Source organism: Microcoleus sp. MOSTC5 (assembly GCF_036701825.1).
Classification (GTDB): domain Bacteria; phylum Cyanobacteriota; class Cyanobacteriia; order Cyanobacteriales; family Microcoleaceae; genus Microcoleus; species Microcoleus asticus.
In genome coordinates this window covers 117298-133822 of the sequence record NZ_JAUBRK010000004.1, presented here as the reverse complement: position 1 = coordinate 133822, position 16525 = coordinate 117298, and the positions used below count along the sequence as shown (strand labels likewise).

Genomic DNA, 16525 nt, shown 5'->3' with positions numbered 1-16525 from the left:
ACCCAGATTCAACAGTCACAAACTTCAGTCCTCTTCAGAGGACTTCAGCTATGAGACAGGGATTTCAATCCCTGTCGGACTCTCGGACTCACACATCGACCCCGATTGACCAATTGAGTCGATCGGGCTAACCCGAAGATCAGCCAGGGATTGAAATCCCCGTCTCATAGCGAAAGTCGGTTAAAACCGACTAAAAACCCAGATTCAACAGTCACAAACTTCAGTCCTCTTCAGAGGACTTCAGCTATGAGACAGGGATTTCAATCCCTGTCGTACTGGGGGACTCACAGATCGACCCCGGACTGTCGGACACGCCGCTCGCACCCACCAACTTTCATCCCATCTCAACAACATCTACAATGCAATTCCTCGAACTCGTCCTCAAAAACTTCGGCCCCTATGCAGGCACCCAAACCATCAATCTCCGCCCCGAAAAAGATGGAAATCCCTGCCCAGTTATCCTATTTGGCGGCATGAATGGCGGCGGCAAAACCACCCTCATGGACGCCATTCGCCTCGCCCTCTACGGTGGTCGCGCCCAATGTTCCACCAGAGGCAATTTAAGCTACAGCGACTTTCTCAATCAATGCGTCAACCGCCACACTCCCCTATTAGAAGATACCCGCGTCGAACTAACATTTGAACAAGTCCAAGACGACAAATTAACTCAATTCAAAATAGTTAGATACTGGAAAAAATCAGATATCAAAGACAACTTAAGCATTCTCATCTACAGCGAAATTGTCAGCGATTGGTGGTCGGACAAAGCGATTACTAACACTTGGGACGAATACATCGAAACCCTTTTGCCCGTCGGAATATCCAACCTATTTCTGTTTGACGGCGAACAAGTAAAAGAACTCGCCGAACTCGAAACACCGCCGGAGTTTGTCGTCGGGGCGATTAAATCTCTTTTAGGTTTAGAATTAGCAGAACGCCTCGCCGTCGATTTAGAAATATTAGCCGGCCGCAAGCGGAAAGAAATTGCTGGCAAAAAAGACTTGGCTGCTTTAGAAAAAATCGAACAAACTTTTCAGAAAATTTCTGATGAAATAGAGTTAGCTAAGCAAGAACAAGCCAGCTTTAAAAACGAATTAGATAAAGCTCAAAAAAATCAGCAACAAGCATCAGAAAAGTTTATTTATGAAGGCGGGAAAATTGCCGCAGATCGCAGTCAACTAGACAGACAGCTAAACGACTACAGAAATCAGGCAGAAAAAAGCCGTCAAGCCATGATGGAATTGGCGTCAAATACGCTACCACTAGCCTTAATTTCGCCCTTGCTAAGTGAAGCAAAAATTCAAGCAGAAACAGAAGCCAGCCAGCAGCAAGCAAAGATTGCCCAAAATGTTATCAAACAAAGAAGCGATCGCCTTCTCAACTATATCGTGGAAATCTCGTTAAATCCCCAACAGCTAGATAAAATTCAAGACTTCATCCGCCAAGAAAACCAAGAACTAGAACAGCAAGCGGGAACAGACGCCCCGCCCTGGATGAACGCCGACAACAACAGCATCCAGCAACTAGAAAACCTCCTTAGCTACCAAATCAAAGCCCAGCAAATTCTAGCCCGCGAACAAATAGAAGAAATCAAAAGCATCGAAGCAGAAATCGACTTTACAGACAGACAACTCGCCGCCGCCGCTTCCCCCGAAGCCTACGAAAAACTAGAAGAAGAGGTCAGGAAAGCCCAAAAAGCAGTCGCTATCGCAGCCGCAGCCTTGGAATCAGCCAACCGCCGCGTCGATGAATTAGAGAGAGAATTAGCCAAAAACCAAAAAGAACTAGAAAACTACAGCAGCGAATACATCACCATCAGAAACAGCCAACACGTCATCGCTTCGATCGCCAAAGCCCAAGCTACCCTGAAACTCTTTAAAGAAAAACTAACTCTCAAAAAACTCAACAAACTCGAAATAGAAATTACCGACTGTTTCCGCTACCTGTTGCACAAAACCGACCTCGTGCACAGAGTTGCGATCGACACTCAAACATTTAGCCTCTCCATTTACGATCCAGAAGGCAAACCGGTACCCAAACACCGACTTTCAGCCGGGGAAAAACAATTGCTGGCGATCGCCTTTTTGTGGGGATTGGCGAGAGTATCCGGGAGACAATTGCCAGTGGCGATCGACACTCCATTGGGCCGCCTCGACTCCTCCCACAGAAACAACCTAGTCGAACGCTATTTCCCCTCGGCCAGCCACCAAGTCATCCTGCTTTCTACCGACACCGAAATTAGAAAAGTAGAATACGAAAAACTCCAAGAATTAGAGGCGATCGCCCACAGCTACCTCCTCAAATACGACTCCGCCAAACACCAAACCACCGTCGAAAAAGGTTACTTCTGGGAATAAAAATTCGCCCTAAAAAATAGCCGCAACCCCTTGACTTTGCCCTGGGGTTGCGGTAGTATATATAAGATAATGGGATGGTGGCGAAAATTTTATTTTTGCTACCATCCCATTATTAAGGATAAATCCTACTACAATCAAAATACCAAAAAAAACCGATTTAATCAAGTCGCGCCGTGTAAAAAAATGTTAATGATTTCGAGTTATTTAGAGGCTTTGCTTCGCCAATATTAACACTTTTTACAATATACCAAACACTCTCAAACTCATGGAACCACCAGTCGATCGCATCCGCCTCTCCCAAACAGGCAAAGACCAACTATCAAAACTGAAACGATCGACCAAAATTGACCAGTGGAACATCCTGTGTCGGTGGGGATTTTGCCGATCGCTCGCCGAACCCAGCATCCCATCCCCAGTACCAATTCCCAGCGACAGCAACGTCGAATTAAGCTGGGATGTCTTCGGCGGCGACATGGCCGATATCTTGATAATGGCCCTCAAGCAGCGCTGTTATCAAGACAATTTAGGCACAGAAAAAGAAACTCTAGCCAAACAATTTCGCCTGCACTTGCACCGAGGGATTGGTTATTTGGCCGGCGATCCGAATATTAAGAAAATCGAAGACTTGGTGGCGATCGCTTTATCGCCTGAGAAATTAAGAAATTAAACGAACCGCGAAGACGCAAAGGACGCGAAGGAAGAAGGGAAAAGAAGGGATGAGTTCACAATTTACTTCAGTAAAAGCGGGAAAAAATGACCTACTGGCCCTTGACCTTCCCCAATATCCAAAGCATATTTGAGAGCATTAGTCACATAATCCTTAGCCAATGTCACCGCCGTAAATAAATCTTTACCTAATGCTAAATTAGCGGCGATCGCAGCACTCAAAGTACAACCAGTCCCGTGAGTATTCCCAGTATCAACATTTTCAGTCTTCAACACATCCAACCGCGTACCGTCAAACCAAACATCAATCCCCCGCAAATCCCCCTTCATCCCGCCGCCCTTTACCAAAACCGCCTTCGCCCCTAAACTGTGAATTCTCTCCGCAGCCGATCGCATATCGTCAACAGAATCAATCTCCAAACCGCTCAAAATAGTCGCCTCAAACCGATTCGGAGTCACGACAGCAGCCATTGGAATCAAAACATCCTGCAAAAATGCGATCGCCCCCTCGTCAATCAATCGATCGCCCGATCGTGAAACCATCACCGGATCGACAACCAAATTCCCTATTCCCAAAGCCTCAACCTGTGAAGCCACCGCCACCATAATTTCCCGGTTCAACAGCATCCCAGTCTTCATAGCATCCACCCCAATATCCCCCACTACCGCCTCAATTTGAGCCACCACAGCCTCAGCAGACAAAGCATCAACTCGCATCACCCCCAAAGTATTTTGAGCCGTCACGCAAGTCAAAGCACTCGTACCGTGCACGCAGTGAAACGCAAAAGTCCGCAAATCCGCCTGAATTCCGGCCCCGCCGCCACTATCCGAACCCGCCACAGTCAAAGCCACAGGAATCCTCGATTTAATCATCTTTTTTCAACCGCAGATAAACACAGACACATCCCAATAATATCTGGGTTCATCGTGGCACGGGCGTCCCGCCTGTGCTTCCGAAGGGGTTAAAATTCCCAAACAAAATTAGCTATGATTAAACCAAATGTAAAGAATTATTGCAAACAACTGTGAAACTCACCCGAATCGACCTCAACTCTTGGATCTTCCACATCGCAGGCCAAACCATCCTCGTCGATCCCTGGCTGGTCGATCCGCTCGTATTTTACGGTCAACCCTGGCTGTTCACCGCCTACCACAACACCCCCGTCGCCTTCACTCCCAGCAGCTTACCGCCGATCGACCTCATCCTAATTTCCCAAGGATTAGACGACCACTGCCACAGACCAACACTCGAACAGCTCGATCGGACAATTCCCGCGATCGCCTCACCCACCGCCGCCAAAGTCCTCAGAAGTTTAGGCTACAGCAGTATCACATCTTTAGCAAATTGGCAAGAATTTAATTATCAAGAAAAGTTACAAATAACCGCCGTACCCGGAGCCGAAATCCAGCCGGGACAGGAAGAAAACGGCTATTTGCTCAAAGATTTAAGCAGCGGCGAGACACTTTATTACGAACCGCACCTGCCGCCATTAGACAAAGTTAAACAGAAAATAGACACAGTAGACGTAGCGATCGCCCCAGTCATAGGTCAAATCTTCCCATTCCTCGGACAAGTCATTATCGGCCCTTCGCAAGCCCTGAAGCTTGCCCAAACCGTAAAACCTCGGTTTTTCGTGCCGACAGCGGCGGGAGACATCCGAGCCACAGGCATTTTACCAATGTTAGTGCGATCGGTCGGCAGCATCCCCGAATTTCGCGATTTACTAGCAAAATCGGCACTCTCCACCCAACTCCTCGAACCCGAACCAGGCCAAACCCTAGAAATTTTAGATTTTAGATTTTAGATTTTCGATTGGAGATGTTCGATTGGAGATTTTCGCTTTTCTAGATTGGAGATTTTCGATTTTTTAGATTGGAGATTGGAGATTGGAGATTCAATCCAAAATCCAAAATCCAAAATCTAAAATCTAAAATCTAAAATCATCTTGGCGGGCGACGGTTGCGTAAAAACTCAGGAATATCCAATCCCAAATCCTGCGGCGGTTTCGTTTTCGGATCGGGCGTCTGTTGAGCAGGAGTCGCCGGCACAGTTGCAGCTCGCCAAGGAGCATTAACATTTTGCGTCCGCCCCGGAGCCGGAGGCGACGGAACTTCCCCCGAAAAACCAGTAGCGATCACAGTAATTTTAATTTCGCCCTGAAGCCGCTCGTCAATCACCGCTCCAAAAATAATATTGGCATTCGGATCGACAACCTCGTAAATAGTCTCAGCCGCCGCATTCACCTCGTGCAGCGTCATGTCAGTACCGCCAGTGATGTTAAACACCACACCTCTAGCGCCCTCAATAGACGAAGCTTCCAGCAGAGGCGAAGAAATAGCCTGCATCGCAGCCTCCCTAGCCCGCGACTTGCCAGAACCCACGCCGATCCCCATCAAAGCCGAACCCGCATCCGCCATTACTGCCCGCACGTCAGCAAAGTCAACATTCACCAAACCGGGAATAGTAATAATGTCAGAAATACCCTGAACCCCTTGGCGCAGGATATCGTCAGCAACTCGGAAAGCTTCTTGCACCGGCATTTGTTCCGAAATCACAGACAGCAGCTTGTCGTTAGGAATCACGATCAGCGTATCCACCCGGGTTTGCAAAGCCGCAATCCCTTCCTCAGCTTGGCTGGTGCGCCGCCGTCCCTCAAACGTGAAAGGCCGCGTCACTATGCCCACAGTCAAAGCGCCCATTTCCTTAGCCACCTCAGCCACGATCGGAGCCGCGCCCGTGCCCGTACCCCCGCCCATGCCGGCCGTGATAAATACCAAATCCGCATGATTCAGAGCATTAGCAACCTCGTCGCGAGATTCCTCCGCAGCCTTTTGACCGATCGCCGGATTGCCCCCCGCGCCCAAGCCGCGCGTCAACTTCTGTCCGACTTGCAAGCGTTTCGGAGCATTTGAGAGAACCAGAGCTTGGGAATCTGTATTCACGCACCAAAACTCGACACCAGAAACCTCGCTAGCAATCATCCGGTTAACGGCGTTGCCCCCACCACCGCCGACGCCAATTACTTTGATTTTGGCGGCACTGCTGGGCATTATGTCTTTGGGATTGACCATAGGATCGATATCAATACTATCTACATTTACATAACCAGACTTGCGTCTAAAGGGATTGGCGGAATCTGCAGCCACCGGAAAATTTTTTACTTCTTCCGAAGGGGGACTGTCTTGATCAGACCCCTGTCTATTATTAAGCTTCATTAGAGTCGGGGATAGTAGATTACAGCTTGTTAACTAAACGCCAATTCACAATCAACTATAGGCTAAGTTGCGCGAAAAACTAACACTGCTAGATGCTTAATGTTAGCCAATCTCGGATTTGGTCGGCCTCGCTAGCCCGTACCTCCCTCATACCCCATCAACGCGCTTGTGCAGGAGGCACTTGTAGGCAAGGCAGAAGGAAAAAAAAGGGCTAGTATCCCTTTCCCAATCGCTATGGAAAGAAAAATCTGATTGTTTTATTCCAGACGCGGAGGGGTATCAAAAAACTCTCCTTATTTCAAGCCCTGCGTATTGATCCTGATGGCGAAAAATTCTGCAGTCCGATCGATCCCTTCTACCTTCTGTTGACAGAGGATCAATTCTGGGCGCGAGTAGGTGCGGGAGTGGAACTCTCCAAACTGGGGGGGAGTTCTGGCAAATGGACGATCGGCGAAGCAGGATTTTTCAAGTCAATGTAGGCTATTTTGCTTGAATCTAGCTGTTTTGGCAATTGTCGCATTCGGTCTAAAACCTTAAGTTGCTCCGCAGTCGTGGAACTGTAAGGCCCTAAGTGTACGGTACCGATCTCTGTTTTCAAGATCAAGTTGTTCGGGTCTTGCCAATTAATCTCAAACACTTTCACCGTCAAGCCGCTGAGTCCTTGGTAAAACTGCGGCCAAGAGGCGCGATACTGTTCCAAAGGCCCGATGACTTTTAAAGTTGGCAAAGAACGCTGAGGCTGAGTTCCCGGAATGTTGCCGGGCCCGATCGAACTATTCTGCGATCGCACAGCAGTATAGCTCTCCGACGGCATCCAACCTCCGCGAGCGTCCAGCCACCCCACTTTTTCCTTGTCGCTGTTCGATCTCAACACCGCAGTAGGCTGAGCTACCGCCACCGGCAGCCGTTCTGCCACTTCTACAGTCAAACTCGGCGGAAACAAGTTACGAGTCACCTTCGCTTTGGCGATCGGCCCCGTTGACTCCAGCTTTTGGGCCAGCGCCTGCGGTTGAATCCCCCACAGCGACTGCGGGTAAGACAGCGGCACCAAAGACCGCACCGCCTTGTCCGAGAGCCAGTGATTGCCCTCCACCTTCACTTGTTCCGATCGGGCAATCAACCAAGCCGGCTGCGCAATCCACCACAGCAAACCCCCGGCCATTGCGCTCGCTGCCAACATTTGCCACACCACAGCCACCACTCGACCGCGACGAAGCCGCCGCAACTCTTGGCGCCTGCGCCCTAACTCTGTTTGAGAAACCGCTCCAAAACTAGCCATCTACCTCTTGACAATTTAATAATTAAGGATTAGCACAAATTCAAAACTTTTTAAGCTCTCTCCTGCAGCCCCGTTCTCCCCTACCATTTAACCAGATCCCCGCAAATTTACCCTGACTCCTGCCAAGATCAGTAATATCACTGATATTCCTATGTAATTAAAAGTTATTAATTAATAATTAACAATTCCAGCGCCGGGAAAGCCGCTTAGCAAACAAAGGTTCTTTGGGTATTTAGGGCCTTACCCCACAGGGCAAAAGGTTACAAATCCAACTAAACTCAAGCAAAGAAAGTTTAGACTTTCGATTAGCTTGTTTAACTTTTATTCGGCTTCAATTGTGATCCCACTCGAATTAGACAGATTCTATAAAGCCTGCAACCCGAGCAAAACCCTTGTTGCGGGAGACCCAGGAGATTATCAATACTACATAGATTTTGGTTCCGTGCGCGGCGGCAAAATCATTGAATCTTTACAGCGAACCATTACCCGCATCTCCCCCAACGAGCCAACCTGTCAGTTATTTACAGGACATATCGGGTGTGGCAAATCTACGGAATTGTTTCGACTGAAAGCTGAGCTAGAGCAAGAGGGTTTTTGCGTCGTCTACTTCGAGTCTTCCCAAGACTTAGACATGGGTGATGTAGATATCAGCGATATTTTGCTGAGCATTGCGCGCCAAGTTAGCGAAACTATGGAATTATCTAAAATCAAACTCAGACCGAGCTATTTTACAAATCTGTTTGCAGAAGTGGCAGAATTTTTGCAGACTCCCATAGATTTGTCAGCGGAAGCCGAGTTATCTGTAGGCATTGCTAGAGTTACTGCTAAAACTAAAGACTCTCCCAAACTGCGATCGCAACTCAGGCAATATCTCGAACCCCGCACCAACAGCATCTTGCAGTCCATCAACGAAGAACTCCTCAACAGAGCTAACGCCGAACTCAAGCAGCAAGGGAAAAAAGGGCTCGCAGTCATCGTTGACAATCTCGACCGCCTCGACGCCTCCCTCAAACCCAGCGGACGCACTCAGCCAGAATACCTGTTTTTAGACCGCGGCGAACAGTTAAAAAAACTCAATTGCCATGTCGTCTACACGATTCCCTTGACTTTGATTTTTTCCAACGACTTCGGCCGCCTCGCCAGTCGATTTGGAGTCAAGCCCAAGGTGATGCCGATGGTACCGGTGCAAATGCGATCGGGCGACGACCACATTGAAGGAATGGCACTGCTGCGGCAGCTAGTATTAGCTAGAGCTTTCCCCGCAGTTGCTCCCCATCAACGCATCGATTTGATTTCCCAGGTTTTTGACTCTCCCGAAACTTTAGACCGACTTTGCCGGATTAGCGGCGGTCACGTTCGCAATCTACTGATGCTTTTGTATAGCTGTTTGCAGCACGAAGACCCTCCCTTCTCTCGCGAATGTCTCGAAAGCGTCATTCAAGAATATCGCGATGACCTTTTGGGAGCCATCAATGACATGGAATGGGAATTGCTGTTTCAAGTCGTCAACCGACAAAGTGTAACCGGCGAAGAAGAGTCTCAAATCTTGTTGCGAAGTATGTTTGTCTTTGAATACCGCGATCAAGAAGGTCGCTGGTTTGGCATCAATCCAGCCCTAGCAGAAACCAGAAAATATAAGGAGTTGCTGCAGCGTATTGAGCCAAAATAGTTGGGATTTTTGAGATTGCTTCGCGACTCTAAGAGCCCTTAGCCACGAGTGACTTAGAAACTCTTTAACTTAACATTCACCGCTCAAAACTCCGAACTCCTAAAATCCAATATAGAAATCAGCCAGCGGTTTTTGCCGCTGGCTGATTTGTGTTCTATGCTAGCTATATGCCACGAATTTTATTGTCGCGTAAAACTTTGCCCCACCAAGGACTTGCCCCAGTCTCAACTCTCATATCTGCAATGCCAGACCCCCTATTTCTATTTTTACCTGTTGAGCTTATTTCAACTAATCCCATCCCGGATGACATTTTTCTGCTGTTGTACTAAATGCCTGCTACAGATAGCTCGGAGCTGTTTACTAATAGCTAGTCGTCGGTATTATAATAACTTGAGCGCTTAGCTATTTATAGCGTGTACTCATTTATCTGTAGCTGACAAAAAAAATCTTAGACGGGCTTAAATTTTTATTGTGAAGTCTCGCATTCTCTGAGATTGAGAGGTATGATATCTTTACATTGGCTCTAATAACTATGTAAGTATTGATAGGACAACAAGTACGGAAAACTACGTATTTATACAGAGATAAAGCCTCAGACAGAGACGGCTATGTCTAAGTAGATACGCTTTCAGTCACGATTGGCGAGCGTTACGGTAATAGATTTATGCAAAAGAGGTGCACGCATGACCGATCTAATTAAGGTACAAGAAACTGCCAACTACAACGAGCGCTCGCTCAAAACTCTGGTAAGATCCATCACAATGTCTCAACACCAATTCTCGCTAATTTTGGTGCGCTGCAACTACGAGCAGTTGCGGCAGCAAATAGCGCAGCGGCTGCGAGAAGTGTCCCCAGTTCCAATTCAAGATTTCGTCCTGCCAGCTTCAGTTAAAACTCTCTACACTAGCCTGCTGGCAAGCACTTTTCAGGAGGGGTTTTCCCCTGTCGGTTCCGCCTCGGCTTTGATGGTATTCGGTTTAGAAACAGTAGTAGCGATCGACGAACTGATGGCCTCTACCAATCAAGTGCGAGACGAATTCCGCAAAAATTTTTCCTGCCCGGTAATTTTGTGGGTAACAGATGACATCGTGACCAAAATGATTCGTCTGGCCCCGGATTTCAAAAGTTGGGCCGCCGCCACAATTAAATTTGAAATGGCCGTTGACGAATTAATTAATTTCCTTGCTAGGCGGGCCGATACTATATTTAAGGTAGGCGAACTCAATCAAGAAATCGGAAGCAGCAACGTCGGCGCCCTGGCTAGTTTTGGAACCTGGGAAACGCAGTGCGAAAAACGCGCCCAAGAGCGCGAAATTAGCTCCGGAGAAAGCTTTCTCACTTTTCACTCTCAACCCCTCCAAAACGCACGACAATCAGATCTCCGCTCGTATTCGCCCTTGAGTCCGGGCAATACCCTCGATTTGGCGATCGGCTCTTTGCCACGCCGAGAACTAGAATTAGCTTTAAGAGATTTACAGAATCGCGGTCAAGAATTAGAACCCGCCCTCAAAGCCAGCCTGCAATTCGTTCTCGGTCGAGATTACTATGTCAGCGACCAAACCGAAACAGCCTTAATTCACTACCAAGAAAGTTTAGCCTTTTGGCAGCAGCAAACCGGCAACTGGGAACTCGCAAACTCGGAAGATTCCGAAAACCCAGAAACCTTCTCTTCCTTGTCGAATCCTGTCCCCAACATTTTATATTTAGAGAGAGAAGGCATAGTGCTGTTTCACATAGCCCTGTGTCATCGGTTGCAAGCAGCCAGAAATCCGGTAGCCAACCGCCAGCACTGGGAACAAGCTTGGATTAGCCTCGAACAATCTAGAAACGCTTTCTCCCTTGCCTCACGTCCCGAATTGGTAGCTGAGGTGACAGCACACCTCGGAGAAGTGCTGCAGCGCCTGAAAGCTTGGGGAGAGTTGCAAGCATTAGCTGAAAATTCTTTGCAGTTGCACTTTACTTACGGTACTCCCAGCCAACTAGCTCAAGATTACGGCTTTTTGGCTGAAGTTGCCCTGCAACAGTCGAGGTGGAGTCAAGCCCGCCAGCTAGCCGAGTTGGCTTTGGCAATTTTGGATCAAACGCCTAACGATTTGAGATTGCTGATTGAAGATTTGAGATTGGGGTTTGAGGGAAATTATCCAGAAATTGTGGGCACTAACGAGTCAAGTAACGATCCCAAATCTAAAATCCAACATCCCAAATCTGACAGAAGTTCGTATCTTTTACTGCTAGCCCGAAGTTTGCGGCAGCTAGACCAGTGGGAAGCGGCGGTTCATTCATTGGAGTTGGCTCAAGCTCAAAGCGAGCCGAAGTACGACCCCCGACTTTACATAGATATTTTGACGGAACTGCAAGCGGTTTATTTCGAGCAGGGAGAGTATCTCAAAGCGTTTCGGATTAAAAAAACCCAGCGGTCGATCGAATATCAATACGGATTTAGAGCTTTTATCGGAGCCAGCCAATTGCAGCAGCAGCGACAAGCCGTCAATCCTTCGGGTCCATCAGCTCAAAATCAAGCCGCAATCGCAGCGTCCATGACAGCTTACTCGCGGCAAACAGATATCAATAGCTTGCTAGAAAGAATCAGCAGGGACGACCATAAATTAACTATTATTCACGGGCCCAGCGGAGTCGGGAAAAGTTCTCTAGTCAATGCCGGCTTAGTACCAGCTTTGAAAAATATTACTCCGGGCGCGCGCGATACATTGCCCGTAGTAGTCAAAGTTTACACTGATTGGCTGGTGGAGTTAGAAAATGCTTTGAACAGCGCACTGTACGACAAACAAGCCGAAGAGGAAAGTAAATTAATCTCCAAAGGACTACAGAAAATCCATAAAAGAAGTTGCTCGGTTATTCCTGCTCGCAGCTCGGAAGTCTCTTCTTTTATTATAGAGCAGTTGCGCGAAAATGCCACAAATAATTTGTTGACTGTGCTGATTTTCGATCAATTTGAAGAGTTTTTCTTTGTTTCGACTTCAGTGGCACAAAGACAACATTTTTATAATTTTTTGCGCTTGTTTTTGAATTTGCCTTATGTCAAAATAATTCTGTGCTTGCGCGAAGATTATTTGCACTACTTACTAGATTGCGATCGCTTCCCAAATCTTGACGCTATTAACAATAATATTCTCGACAAAAGCATCCGCTACCAACTCCGCAGTTTTTCTATCAAAGACGCGCGGGCTGTCATCGGACACTTAACAGAACGGGCGGAATTTTATTTAGAGCCGGCACTGATCGATGCCTTCGTAGAAGATTTAGCAGACGAACTGCAAGAAGTGCGACCGATCGAATTGCAGGTAGTGGGAGCGCAACTTCAAGAAGAAGGTATTACCAGTCTAGCACAATACCAGCAATTGGGGGACAATCCCAAAGCGGAATTAGTGAAGCGATCGCTCGAAAGAGTCATCTCTGACTGCGGGCCCGTTAACGAAGACGCAGCTTGGAAAATCTTGTTTTCCCTGACAGATGAAAGAGGCGTTCGGCTGATAAAAACCAAACACGAACTCTCGTTAGTTACAGGCCAGCAGCCAGCCGATGCCCGCGAAACCGAATTATCGGCGATCGGCAGAAACCGAATTTCCCTACAGCGACAGTTCGCAAAAGACCCAGAAATCCGACAAAAGAAAACCGACAACCTCGACTTAATTTTAGACATTTTAGTCGGTCACGGTTTGCTATTTCTGCTGAGGGAAGCCCCAGAAGACCGCTATCAATTGGTACACGACTATTTAGTGCGGCCGATCCGCCAAAGATTCGGCTTAGAAGCCAGACTGCACAAAGCAGAAGCGGACAAAAACATGAGTCAAGCACAGCTCTACCGAGCCAATACTTTTCTCAAACAACTGCTGGGATTAGCAGTGATCGGCGTCATGCTGCTGACGAGTTCCACGATCGCCGCCGTAAACTTTTGGTGGCGGGCCGTGGGTCAAAAACAGCTAGCTGTCGCTCAAACTCAACGAGCCGAAATTAGTACCCTCACAGCAGCTTCTGAAGCACTTTATTTCTCAAACAATAAATTTGACGCCATGATGGAAAGTTTGAGAGCTGGTAAAAAGTGGAGACACATCGAACACTCCCAAGAAATGTATACTCTCAAAGACACCGAAATTCTAATTTCTGCTGCCCTCCAGCAGGCTGTTTATGGAGTCAAAGAACGCAACCGCTTGGAGGGACACGGCGATGTAGTTTGGGGTCTTAGTTTCAGTCCAGACGGCGAAACAATAGCTTCTTCCAGTGTAGATAAAACCGTCAAACTTTGGCGGCGCGACGGCAGTTTGCTGGCAACTTTCAAAGGGCATACTAACAGCGTCTCCTCTGTCGCGTTCAGTCCCGACAACAAAACCATAGCCTCGGCAAGTTTAGATAAAACTGTCAAAATTTGGCAAACGGACGGCAGTTTGCTAGCAACTTTCAAAGGGCATACTAATAGCGTTACCAGCGTTGCTTTTAGCCCTGACGGTCAAACGATCGCCAGTGCATCTACAGACAAAACAATCAAACTTTGGAAAACCGACGGGACGCTGCTGCGAACGATCGAACAATTTGCTTCCGTAAATTGGCTCAGCTTCAGCCGCGACGGCCAAATAATCGCTGTGGCGAGCGATGACGGTAGTGTGAAACTGTGGAGTTCTGACGGTAAGTTAATCGCTAATTTGTGGCACAGCGACAACAGACAACCCTCGAAAATTTACACCGTCAGTTTCTCCCCCGACGGTGAAACGATCGCCAGTGCGGGTGAAGACAAAACGGTGAAAATCTGGAGCATCGCTGCACTAAAACACCCAGCAACAGAAAATTCAACACAAGCAAATAAGGGCGAACTACTAACAACTTTGCGGGGACACAGCAAATGGGTATTTGGTGTCAGTTTCTCCCCCGACGGTCAAACACTTGCTTCTGGAAGTGCAGACGGGACTGTCAAACTCTGGAGTCTTGCTGGTGTTGGCGACAAACGCCCAACCGATGCTAGTAACATTAAACCGGAGAGTCGCTTGCTGAGAACTTTTGAGGGACACGCCGATCGGGTTACTCAGGTGACTTTTAGCCCGGAAGGCAAAACCTTGGCTTCGGCAAGTTTTGACAAAACTGTCAGGCTGTGGCGGCTCGATGACGTGCCGCTCAAAACCCTCGACGGACACCAAAACCGGGTGCAAAGCGTTACTTTCAGCCCCGACGGCCAAAGGCTGGCTTCTGCTTCTACGGACAAAACTATCAAACTCTGGAGCCGCACGGGAGTTTTGCTGGAAACCTTGGAAGGACACACTCAGAGAGTGGCCAGCGTCAGTTTCAGCCCCGACGGCCAGTTACTTGCTTCTGGGAGTTACGACAAAACGGTGAAAGTCTGGAGTTTGAAAGAAGATGGCATGAGTAATATTCTGCCTTGTCCTTCGGCTCCGCTGTTCCCGTGTTCGCCTTCTGTGCTGTTGACTCTCGACGGCCACGCCGACAGCGTGATGAGCGTGAGTTTTAGCCCCGACAGCGAGATTCTCGCTTCGGCTAGCAAGGACAAGACTGTGAAACTGTGGACGAGAAACGGCAGGTTGATTAAAACTTTGACCGGACACACAGGCTGGGTGACTGGGGTGACTTTCAGTCCCGACGGCTCGATGCTGGCTTCTGCAAGCGATGACGGTACTGTCAAACTCTGGAATCGGGACGGTCGTTTGCTGAGAACTTTTGAAGGAGCTCACAACAGTTTTGTGTTGGGGGTTGCTTTTAGCCCTGACGGCAAAATGCTGGCTTCGGCTGGTTACGACAATTCGGTGAAATTGTGGAAGGTGGACGGGACTTTGGTGGCGACGCTGCTCAAGGGTTCTAGCGACAGCGTGACTAGCGTTGCTTTTAGCCCGGATGGTTTGTTGGTTGCTTCGGGCAGTTACGATCATAAGGTGAAACTGTGGAGTCGCAGCGGGACTTTGCTGAAAACTTTGACTGGTCATAAGGATAGCGTGATGAGCGTGAGTTTTAGCCCGGATGGGAAGGTTCTGGCTTCTGCAGGCCGGGATAATCGGGTGATTTTGTGGAATTTGGATCTTGATGATTTGCTGGTGAGGGGCTGCGATTGGGTGGGGGATTATCTGAGAACTAATCCTAATGTGAGCGATCGCGATCGGCGTCTCTGTGAGGGGGTGGGGGCAAAACCAAATCGATTTTAGATTTTCGATTTTAGATTTTCGATTGGGGAATTCAGTCGATTTTAGATTTTCGATTTTAGATTTTCGATTGGGGGATTCAGTGGATTTTCGATTTTCGATGTTACTCACCCCATTGAGGAGCTCGAGCGCTAATTTCTCCCCCCTTCCCCCTCTCTCCCCCTCTCCCCCTCTCCCTCGCCCCCTCCCCCTTTCTCAAAAACTATTTTTTCCTTCCGCTTGCTCTCCCCTTCCTGTAAAGTAAATAATTGTAAAGAAATATGAGTTTTCTCTTATCCTTTGGTTAACACCGCCAGCTAGCATTCACAATTAAGACCCGGATTACAAGTTCCTATGTCACAGCTTTTACCGCGAAAATTTCTAGCCTTTGCTGCCGCATTTTTTCTGGCTTTGTCGGTGTGGACGATCGCACCTGCTGCCCGCGCTTTCAACAATCCCGATTTGTTGCCGTCAACTCAGACGCCGATCATTGATTTAGCTAAAGCCCTCACGGATATTGAAGAAGAGAGTTTGGCAAAAAATTTAAAGGCTTTTGAAGCCGAAACCGGCTGGAAACTGCGAGTGCTGACTCAGTACGATCGCACGCCCGGTTTAGCTGTCAAAAGTTATTGGGGACTAGATAACAAGAGCGTGTTGCTAGTTGCTGACCCCCGAGGGGGAAATTTGCTCAATTTTAATGTGGGCGATTCGCTGTATCCGCTGCTGCCCCGCACTTTTTGGGTGGAACTGCAAACCCGCTACGGTAATCAATTTTTTGTGCGGGACAATGGCGAAGATCGAGCGATTATTGAATCTTTGGAGTCGATAGAAGGCTGTTTGCGTCAGGGCGGATGCCGCGTGGTTCCGGGTTTGCCGAGGGAACAGTGGGTTCTGACGTTAATTACGTCGGTGGTTGGCGGCGTCATCTGCGGGTTTGCTGCTCAGCCTCGGAAGCCGGGACAAGTTGTGGCTTGGCAGTGGGCGCTGATTTTTTCGCCGCTGTGGGGCATTCTGTTTTTCGCTTTCGGACTTGGGCCGGTGGTGACTAGGACTTCTGACTGGTTGCCTGTGGTTCGGAATGTGTCCGGTTTTGCGATCGGAGCTTTGGTGGCATTCCTAACTCCGGTGTTGGGTAAGTCTTCTTCGTCGGAAACTTAGTTGTCATTTGTCTGTTGCCAGTCAACAGTCAACAGTCAACACT

General features: G+C 48.3%; 9 protein-coding genes. 6 read left to right on the top strand and 3 right to left on the bottom strand.

What is annotated here, in order from left to right; translation table 11 throughout:
- Positions 1-359: 359 nt before the first annotated feature.
- Entirely contained in the window at positions 360-2357 is a 1998-nt protein-coding gene (dndD, locus tag QUA54_RS03095) for a DNA sulfur modification protein DndD (protein WP_333413175.1), read from the top strand.
- Between the two features lie 265 nt (positions 2358-2622).
- On the top strand, positions 2623-3024 hold the full coding sequence (gene dndE / locus QUA54_RS03090; protein ID WP_333206025.1) for a DNA sulfur modification protein DndE: 402 nt from the start codon (positions 2623-2625) through the stop codon (positions 3022-3024).
- A gap of 62 nt (positions 3025-3086) precedes the next feature.
- Here the strand turns inward: dndE and thiD are convergent, their stop codons facing one another.
- A complete protein-coding gene (thiD, locus tag QUA54_RS03085) occupies positions 3087-3896 on the bottom strand; it encodes a bifunctional hydroxymethylpyrimidine kinase/phosphomethylpyrimidine kinase (RefSeq protein ID WP_333413173.1) in 810 nt (269 codons plus the stop codon).
- A gap of 152 nt (positions 3897-4048) precedes the next feature.
- Between thiD and QUA54_RS03080 the strand changes: the two genes are divergently transcribed.
- Positions 4049-4828 carry an MBL fold metallo-hydrolase gene (locus QUA54_RS03080; RefSeq protein ID WP_333413171.1) on the top strand — a complete coding sequence of 260 codons (780 nt, stop codon included), beginning with the start codon at positions 4049-4051 and terminating at the stop codon, positions 4826-4828.
- A 136-nt stretch (positions 4829-4964) separates the two neighbouring features.
- Here QUA54_RS03080 and ftsZ read toward each other — a convergent pair whose 3' ends face one another.
- Entirely contained in the window at positions 4965-6239 is a 1275-nt protein-coding gene (ftsZ, locus tag QUA54_RS03075) for a cell division protein FtsZ (protein WP_333198817.1), read from the bottom strand.
- A 376-nt stretch (positions 6240-6615) separates the two neighbouring features.
- Complete coding sequence (locus QUA54_RS03070) at positions 6616-7518, bottom strand: FtsQ-type POTRA domain-containing protein (protein ID WP_333413169.1); 903 nt, start codon at positions 7516-7518, stop codon at positions 6616-6618.
- A 337-nt stretch (positions 7519-7855) separates the two neighbouring features.
- On the opposite strand from QUA54_RS03070, the gene QUA54_RS03065 reads away from it, so the two are divergent.
- From QUA54_RS03065 to QUA54_RS03055, 3 genes are all read left to right on the top strand, one after another.
- Positions 7856-9187, top strand: a complete 1332-nt coding sequence (locus QUA54_RS03065) for an ATP-binding protein (protein ID WP_333413167.1) — start codon at positions 7856-7858, stop codon at positions 9185-9187.
- Between the two features lie 683 nt (positions 9188-9870).
- Positions 9871-15348, top strand: coding sequence for a WD40 domain-containing protein (locus tag QUA54_RS03060; RefSeq protein WP_333413165.1), 5478 nt, complete (start codon positions 9871-9873; stop codon positions 15346-15348).
- Between the two features lie 330 nt (positions 15349-15678).
- Positions 15679-16482: a TPM domain-containing protein gene (locus QUA54_RS03055; protein WP_333413163.1), complete on the top strand. Its 804-nt coding sequence runs from the start codon at positions 15679-15681 to the stop codon at positions 16480-16482.
- Positions 16483-16525 lie beyond the last annotated feature (43 nt).